The organism is Spirillospora sp. NPDC049652 (assembly GCF_040675125.1).
In the GTDB taxonomy this organism is placed as follows: domain Bacteria; phylum Actinomycetota; class Actinomycetes; order Streptosporangiales; family Streptosporangiaceae; genus Spirillospora.
The window spans coordinates 1-5,491 of the sequence record NZ_JBFAOF010000465.1 but is presented as its reverse complement, the minus strand read 5'-3'; the positions used below and the strand labels follow the sequence as shown (position 1 = coordinate 5,491).

7 protein-coding genes are annotated in these 5,491 nt (G+C 71.9%); 3 read left to right on the top strand and 4 right to left on the bottom strand.

The window, feature by feature from the left end:
* Positions 1–254, top strand: a 254-nt coding sequence (locus AB0J52_RS25305; protein ID WP_500184700.1) for an ArsR/SmtB family transcription factor, incomplete at its 5' end; no start/stop codon positions are given.
* A gap of 23 nt (positions 255–277) precedes the next feature.
* Here AB0J52_RS25305 and rox read toward each other — a convergent pair.
* The 3 genes from rox to AB0J52_RS25290 form a co-directional block, all read right to left on the bottom strand.
* Positions 278–1,711 carry a rifampin monooxygenase gene (gene rox / locus AB0J52_RS25300; RefSeq protein WP_500184698.1) on the bottom strand — a complete coding sequence of 478 codons (1,434 nt, stop codon included), beginning with the start codon at positions 1,709–1,711 and terminating at the stop codon, positions 278–280.
* Positions 1,712–1,903: 192 nt separating this feature from the next.
* On the bottom strand, positions 1,904–2,332 hold the full coding sequence (locus AB0J52_RS25295) for a DUF6210 family protein (RefSeq protein ID WP_500184697.1): 429 nt from the start codon (positions 2,330–2,332) through the stop codon (positions 1,904–1,906).
* A gap of 2 nt (positions 2,333–2,334) precedes the next feature.
* Complete coding sequence (locus AB0J52_RS25290; protein ID WP_500184695.1) at positions 2,335–2,760, bottom strand: VOC family protein; 426 nt, start codon at positions 2,758–2,760, stop codon at positions 2,335–2,337.
* Between the two features lie 191 nt (positions 2,761–2,951).
* On the opposite strand from AB0J52_RS25290, the gene AB0J52_RS25285 reads away from it, so the two are divergent.
* A complete protein-coding gene (locus tag AB0J52_RS25285) occupies positions 2,952–4,370 on the top strand; it encodes an ATP-binding protein (RefSeq protein ID WP_500184694.1) in 1,419 nt (472 codons plus the stop codon).
* Positions 4,367–4,927, top strand: a complete 561-nt coding sequence (locus AB0J52_RS25280) for a hypothetical protein (protein WP_500184692.1) — start codon at positions 4,367–4,369, stop codon at positions 4,925–4,927. The genes AB0J52_RS25285 and AB0J52_RS25280 overlap by 4 nt, the downstream gene beginning before the upstream one ends.
* A gap of 46 nt (positions 4,928–4,973) precedes the next feature.
* On the opposite strand, the gene AB0J52_RS25275 is transcribed toward AB0J52_RS25280, so the two are convergent.
* Positions 4,974–5,491 (bottom strand): zinc-binding dehydrogenase (locus AB0J52_RS25275; RefSeq protein ID WP_500184691.1); only part of this gene is annotated, 518 nt, incomplete at its 5' end.

Genomic DNA, 5,491 nt, shown 5'->3' with positions numbered 1-5,491 from the left:
CACACCGAGCAGGACGTCCCGGCGGCGCTCGCGAAGATCCTCGGCCGTTCCCGCGCGCCCGCCTGCTCGCCCTCCTGGACGAGCCGGCCGCCACCGGGGACCTCGCCCTCCGCGCCGGCCTGTCGGCGGGCGGCACGTCCCAGCACCTCACCGCGCTGCGCGACGCCGGGCTCGTCTCCGCGCACCGGACCGGCCGCTACGTGCTCTACGCCCGCACGGAGATCGCGGAAGCCCTTCTCAACGGCCGGTCCTGACACCGTCCCCGCGGAACGGCCGCTCAGTCGGCGGCGGGTGCGCCGAACCACTTCGGCAGATGCTCGCGGAGGTCCCGCTGGTCGTCGCCCACCCACGCGACGTGGCCGTCCGGACGGAGCAGGAAGGCCGGCACGTCCAGTTCGTCGGCGGTGTCGACGACGTGGTCGACCCGGTCCGCCCATCCATCCACCGACAGGCGTCCGGTCTGGTCGAGGAGCAGGCCGCGCCCGCCGCGCGTCAGCTCGTAGAGGCGGCCCCGCTTCAGCTCGACGTCGCGCATCCGCCGTCCGAGCAGGTCGTGCCCCTCCCCGAAGTCGTAGCGGACGTTCAGCGCGGTGATCTTCTCCATCAGGTACCGGTTCACCTCCTCGAAGTCCATCAGCTCCGACACCAGCCGGCGCACCGCCAGCGCGCTCGGATCGTTGCCCATCAGGACCGACTGCGCGCGCGTGTTGTTCAGCACCTCGGCGGCCACCGAACGCCGCTCGGCCTCGTAGCCGTCCAGCAGTCCCTCCGGCGCCCAGCCGTCGATCTCGGCCGCGAGCTTCCAGCCGAGGTTGAACGCGTCCTGCACGCCGAGGTTGAGGCCCTGCCCGCCCATCGGCGGGTGGACGTGCGCCGCGTCCCCGGCCAGCAGCACCCGCCCGTCCCGGTAGCGCTCGGCCAACCGGGTGGCGTCGCCGAACCGGGACAGCCAGCGCGGTGAGTGGGCGCCGAAGTCGGTTCCGGCGTACGCCCGCAGCTGCCGCCTGAACTCCTCGATGGTCGGCGGGCCCGCGCCCTCCTCGGCCACCCCGGCGGAGGGCACGACGAAACGGGACACACCGTCCCCGATCGGCATGGCGGAGAAGAACAGCTCCGTCTTGCGGATCTCCTTGACGGCGGCCGTGATCGTCTCCGGGTCCGCGGTCACCCCCATCTCGCCCAGCAGCGTCTCCCTGGCGGCGGGCTCGCCGGGGAAGCCGATGCCGAGCAGCTTGCGGACCGTGCTGCGGCCCCCGTCGCAGCCGACCAGGTACCGCGAACGCAGCCGCGTGCCGTCGGCCAGTTCGGCGGTCACCCCGTCGCCGTCCTGGCTCAGGCCGGCCAGCTCGCAGCCGCGCCGCACCTCGGCGCCCAGCTCCGCGGCCCGCTCGGCCAGCAGCCGCTCGGTGACGATCTGCGGGATGCCGAGGACGTAGCCGTGCGCGGTGTCGAGTTCGATGGGCGACCGCTTGGCGAGGCCGGCGAAGAAGCCGCCGCCGAGCGGGTGCTTGCGGCCGTTCTCCAGGAACCGCTCCAGCAGCCCGCGCTGGTCCATCACCTCGATGCTGCGCACGTGCAGCCCGAGCGCGCGGACGTTCGGCGGCTGCTCGGCGTCCCGCTCCACCACGAGCACGCGCACTCCGTGCAGCCGCAGTTCCGCGGCCAGCATCAAGCCCGTCGGCCCGCTGCCGACAATGATCACGTCGACCATGAATCCCCCTGCTCGCTCGGTCGCCCTCAGCCGGCGGACAGCGCGAAACAACCCCGCGCACGCCCCTGGGGCGCACGCGTCTCGCTGGTCTTGTTTTCGCAGGTACCGGCTCCAGCGGGAGATTCTGGGGGATCACCCCGGTCTTGCCGCAAGCCCCCCGTCGCGCTATAGATTGAAAATGGAGGGAGAGGTTCAGTCGGAGTTGAACCACACCAACACGCCGGGACCGTCCGGCGTGATGACCGGAACCCACGCCTCATCGGCCTCGCGTATCCGGCTCTCATCCAGCCTCAGGTTGTGCGGCTTCTCGGAGTTTCCATCGCAAGCCCAGTAGCGGATGGATTCCACGATTTGCCGGAGTCTGCCCAGCTCGTTCTCCGGCCAGGCGAAGCCGCACGTTCCGGCGCCACGGAAGTCCTTCTCGAACAGGTCGCGTAACGCCCTCAGACCGTCAGGACTCGCCAGCGGCACCAGGAAGCCCTCCGTCTGCCCCTGGCGGCACGCGTTGCCGCCGTACTGCTGCTGGTAGATGACTCCGGTCTCGGCCTCCACCACCACGTGAAGCCAGCCACCGCCACTGGTCCCGTCGGGGTCGAGAGCGACGAAGCGCGGCTCGCCCACCGCTAGCGGATCTCCTCGGCGAGCGCGACGATGATGTTCGCCGGGCCGCGCAGGTAGCAGAGCCGGTAGATGTCCTCGAACCGGGCCACCTCGCCGACGAGTTCGGCGCCGTGCGGACGCAGGCGGGCGATGACGTCGTCGATGTCGTCCACGGCGAACATCAGACTGCGCAGGCCCAGCATGTTGGGGAGGGAGTTGTCCGGCGTGGGGGCGACCACCGCGGGAGAGCGGAACCCGGTCAGCTCGACCTTGCTGTGGCCGTCCGGGGTCCGCATCATCGCGATGTCGACGCGGACGTCGTCCATGCCGTTGACCTGGTCCACCCACTTGCCCTCGACCGGCGTCCTGCCCTCCAGCTCCATGCCGAGCTCGGTGAAGAACGCGACGGCCGCCTCGAGGTCGTCGACGGTGACGCTGACATGGTCCATCCGCTGAATCGTCATAACGGGAGCCTAGAAGTTCCGTGCGACATCCTCAGCGACAACCGCCAGACGCATCTCGCTTCCCGATGGGACGCCCGCGCACGTCCGGCGTACCGCCGGTTGGATACTGGCTCGGTGGTGAGGAATGACAAGGTCCGAGGCGATTCGTCGGGAATGGCGGCGGCGCTGGTGGGGTCATGACGAGTCTGCGGATGCGGATGGCCGCGGCGTTCGCGGCCGTGGCCCTGCTGGCATCGGTGCTCGCCTCCGGAGTCGGCTACGTGCTGGTGCGGAAGGCGATGCTGGAGCGCACGCAGGACGCCGTGGTGACGCAGGTCCGGCAGACCGTCACGCGGCTGGTGCCCGTCCGGATGCCGGCCGACGCGGGGCGGACGCTGTCGGACAGCCTGGAAACGGCTCTGACCAGCTCCGACGGGCGCCAGCGCGCCTACGTGGAAACGCTGCCGCTGGACCGGCCGCTGCCTCCGCCGCCGCCCGGCAGACTGCACGTGCCGGTCTCGGCCGCGTTCGCCGCGCGGGCCTCGCGCGCCGTGGTCGTCCAGCGGGTCCGGTACCGCGGACGGCCGTACCTGCTGGTCGGGACGTTCACGACCGGATACATCACCTCCGGGACCGACCCGCAACGCACCACCCCGCCGATCGTGCTGGTCAGCGTGAGCCTGGACCGCGAGACCGCAGACCTGCGGTCGTTCACCAAGGCGATGGCCACGGCGGACGCCGCCGCGCTGCTGTTCGGTCTCGCGCTCGCGTTCGCGGCCACGCGCGGGGTCCTGCGGCCGGTGCGCCGCCTCGGCACGGGCGCGCGGGCGCTCGCCAAGGGCGAGCTCGCGACGCGGGTGGAGGTCCGTGGCCGGGACGAGCTGGCCGACCTCGCCCGGACGTTCAACCAGGCGGCGGACGCCCTGGAGACCACGGTGACCGAACTGCGCGCGATGGAGGCGGGCGCGCGGCGGTTCGTCGCGGACGTCTCGCACGAACTGCGCACCCCGCTCACCTCGATGACCGCGCTCACCGACGTGCTGGAGGAGGACCCGGACGGGACGGCGGCGCGACTGGTGGTGGCGGAGACCCGCAGGCTCGGCACGCTGGTGGAACACCTCATCGAGATCAGCCGTTTCGACGCCGGCGCGGCCACGCTCGTCCTGGACGACGTGGTCGTGTCCGCCGCCGTCGCGGCCACTCTGGAGGCGCGCGGCTGGTCCGGCGAGGTCGCGGTGACCGTCCCCGGCGACCTGGTCGTCCGGCTGGATCCGCGCCGGTTCGACGTCATCGTGGCCAACCTGGTCGGCAACGCGTTCCGGCACGGACGGCCGCCGGTGCGGCTGGAGGTCCGCCGTGCGGAGCGTGACGGCGTTCCCGGGTTCGAGGTGGCGGTGTCCGACGCGGGGCCGGGCATCCCGGCCGACGTCCTGCCGGTGATCTTCGACCGGTTCGTCAAGGCCGACGCGGCCCGCTCGCAGAGTGAGGGAAGCGGCCTCGGGCTCGCGATCGCGCGGGAGAACGCCCTCCTGCACGGCGGCACGCTGGAGGCGTCCCCCGCACCTGAAGGAGGCACGGTGTTCAGGCTGTGGCTTCCCGTGGGGGAATCGGAATGAGCCGCGGACGCGCCCTCGCGGTGCTCGTCGCCGCCCTCGCCCTCGTCTGCGGCTGCGGCGTCCAGCCGACTGAGATCACCACCGTCGCGCCGCTCCCCAGCGCGCACGGGCCGGTGGTCAACAACACCGTCTACTTCGTCAAGGGCGGCAAGCTCGTGCCGGTGGTCCGCCCCGGGCTCGCCGGGGCACCGCTGATGCCGCTGCGGCAACTCGGCTACGGCGTCACCGACAACGAACGCAGGAAGGGACTCACCAGTACGCTGCCCGGCGTCGGCATCGTCACCGGACTGCCCGACCCGTCCGTCCATGAAGTGAGCCCGCCGGACGCGCAGTCCGACCTGAGCCGCGCGCTCGGCGGCACCGACACCGTGAACGTCGCCTTGGAGACGACGATCCCGCCCAGGAAGTGGCCGCGCGTGTGGCAGGCGCAGATCGCCTGCACCGCCGAGGCGATCCCCGGGGTCGAGAAGGTCGAACTGAACATCTTCGACGGCCGTCCGGGCCCGGTGGTCCGGTGCGCCGGCTACCGCGACCTGCTCGGCCCGGCGTCCGGCTGACCCGGACGGAGCCGGCCGCCGAGAGGCGGCGGGTGGCGAGGCGTGCTCAGGGGATGAGCAGGGTCTTGATGGCGCGGCGTTCGTCCATGGCGCGGTACCCCTCGGCCGCCTCTTCCAGCGGCAGGGTGAGGTCGAAGACCTTGCCCGGATCGATCTGCCGGTTCCAGATCAGGTCGATCAGCTCCGGCAGGAAACGCCGCACGGGCGCGGGGCCGCCGTGCAGGTGCACGCTGGAGAAGAACAGCTCGTCACCCGGGATCTGCACATCGTGGGAGACGCCCACGAACCCCACATGCCCACCGGCACGTGTGGAGCGGATGGCCTGCATCATCGACTCCTGGGTGCCCACGGCCTCGATCACGCTGTGCGCCCCCAGCCCGCCGGTCATCTCCCTGAGCTTGGCCACCCCCTCGTCGCCGCGCTCGGTGATCACGTCGGTGGCGCCGTACTCGGCGGCGAGCTTCTGCCGGTCCGCGTGCCGGCTGAAGATGACGATCTTCTCCGCGCCCAGGCGCCTGGCGGCCAGCACCCCGAGCAGGCCCACCGCGCCGTGCGAGCCGCCCT

Excerpts from the sequence above, each read along its gene's own strand:
- rox (WP_500184698.1), bottom strand. The coding sequence starts at position 1,711 with ATGGTCGACGTGATCATTGTCGGCAGCGGGCCGACGGGCTTGATGCTG.
- AB0J52_RS25290 (WP_500184695.1), bottom strand. The coding sequence starts at position 2,760 with ATGGACCATGTCAGCGTCACCGTCGACGACCTCGAGGCGGCCGTCGCG.
- AB0J52_RS25285 (WP_500184694.1), top strand. The coding sequence starts at position 2,952 with ATGACGAGTCTGCGGATGCGGATGGCCGCGGCGTTCGCGGCCGTGGCC.
- AB0J52_RS25280 (WP_500184692.1), top strand. The coding sequence starts at position 4,367 with ATGAGCCGCGGACGCGCCCTCGCGGTGCTCGTCGCCGCCCTCGCCCTC.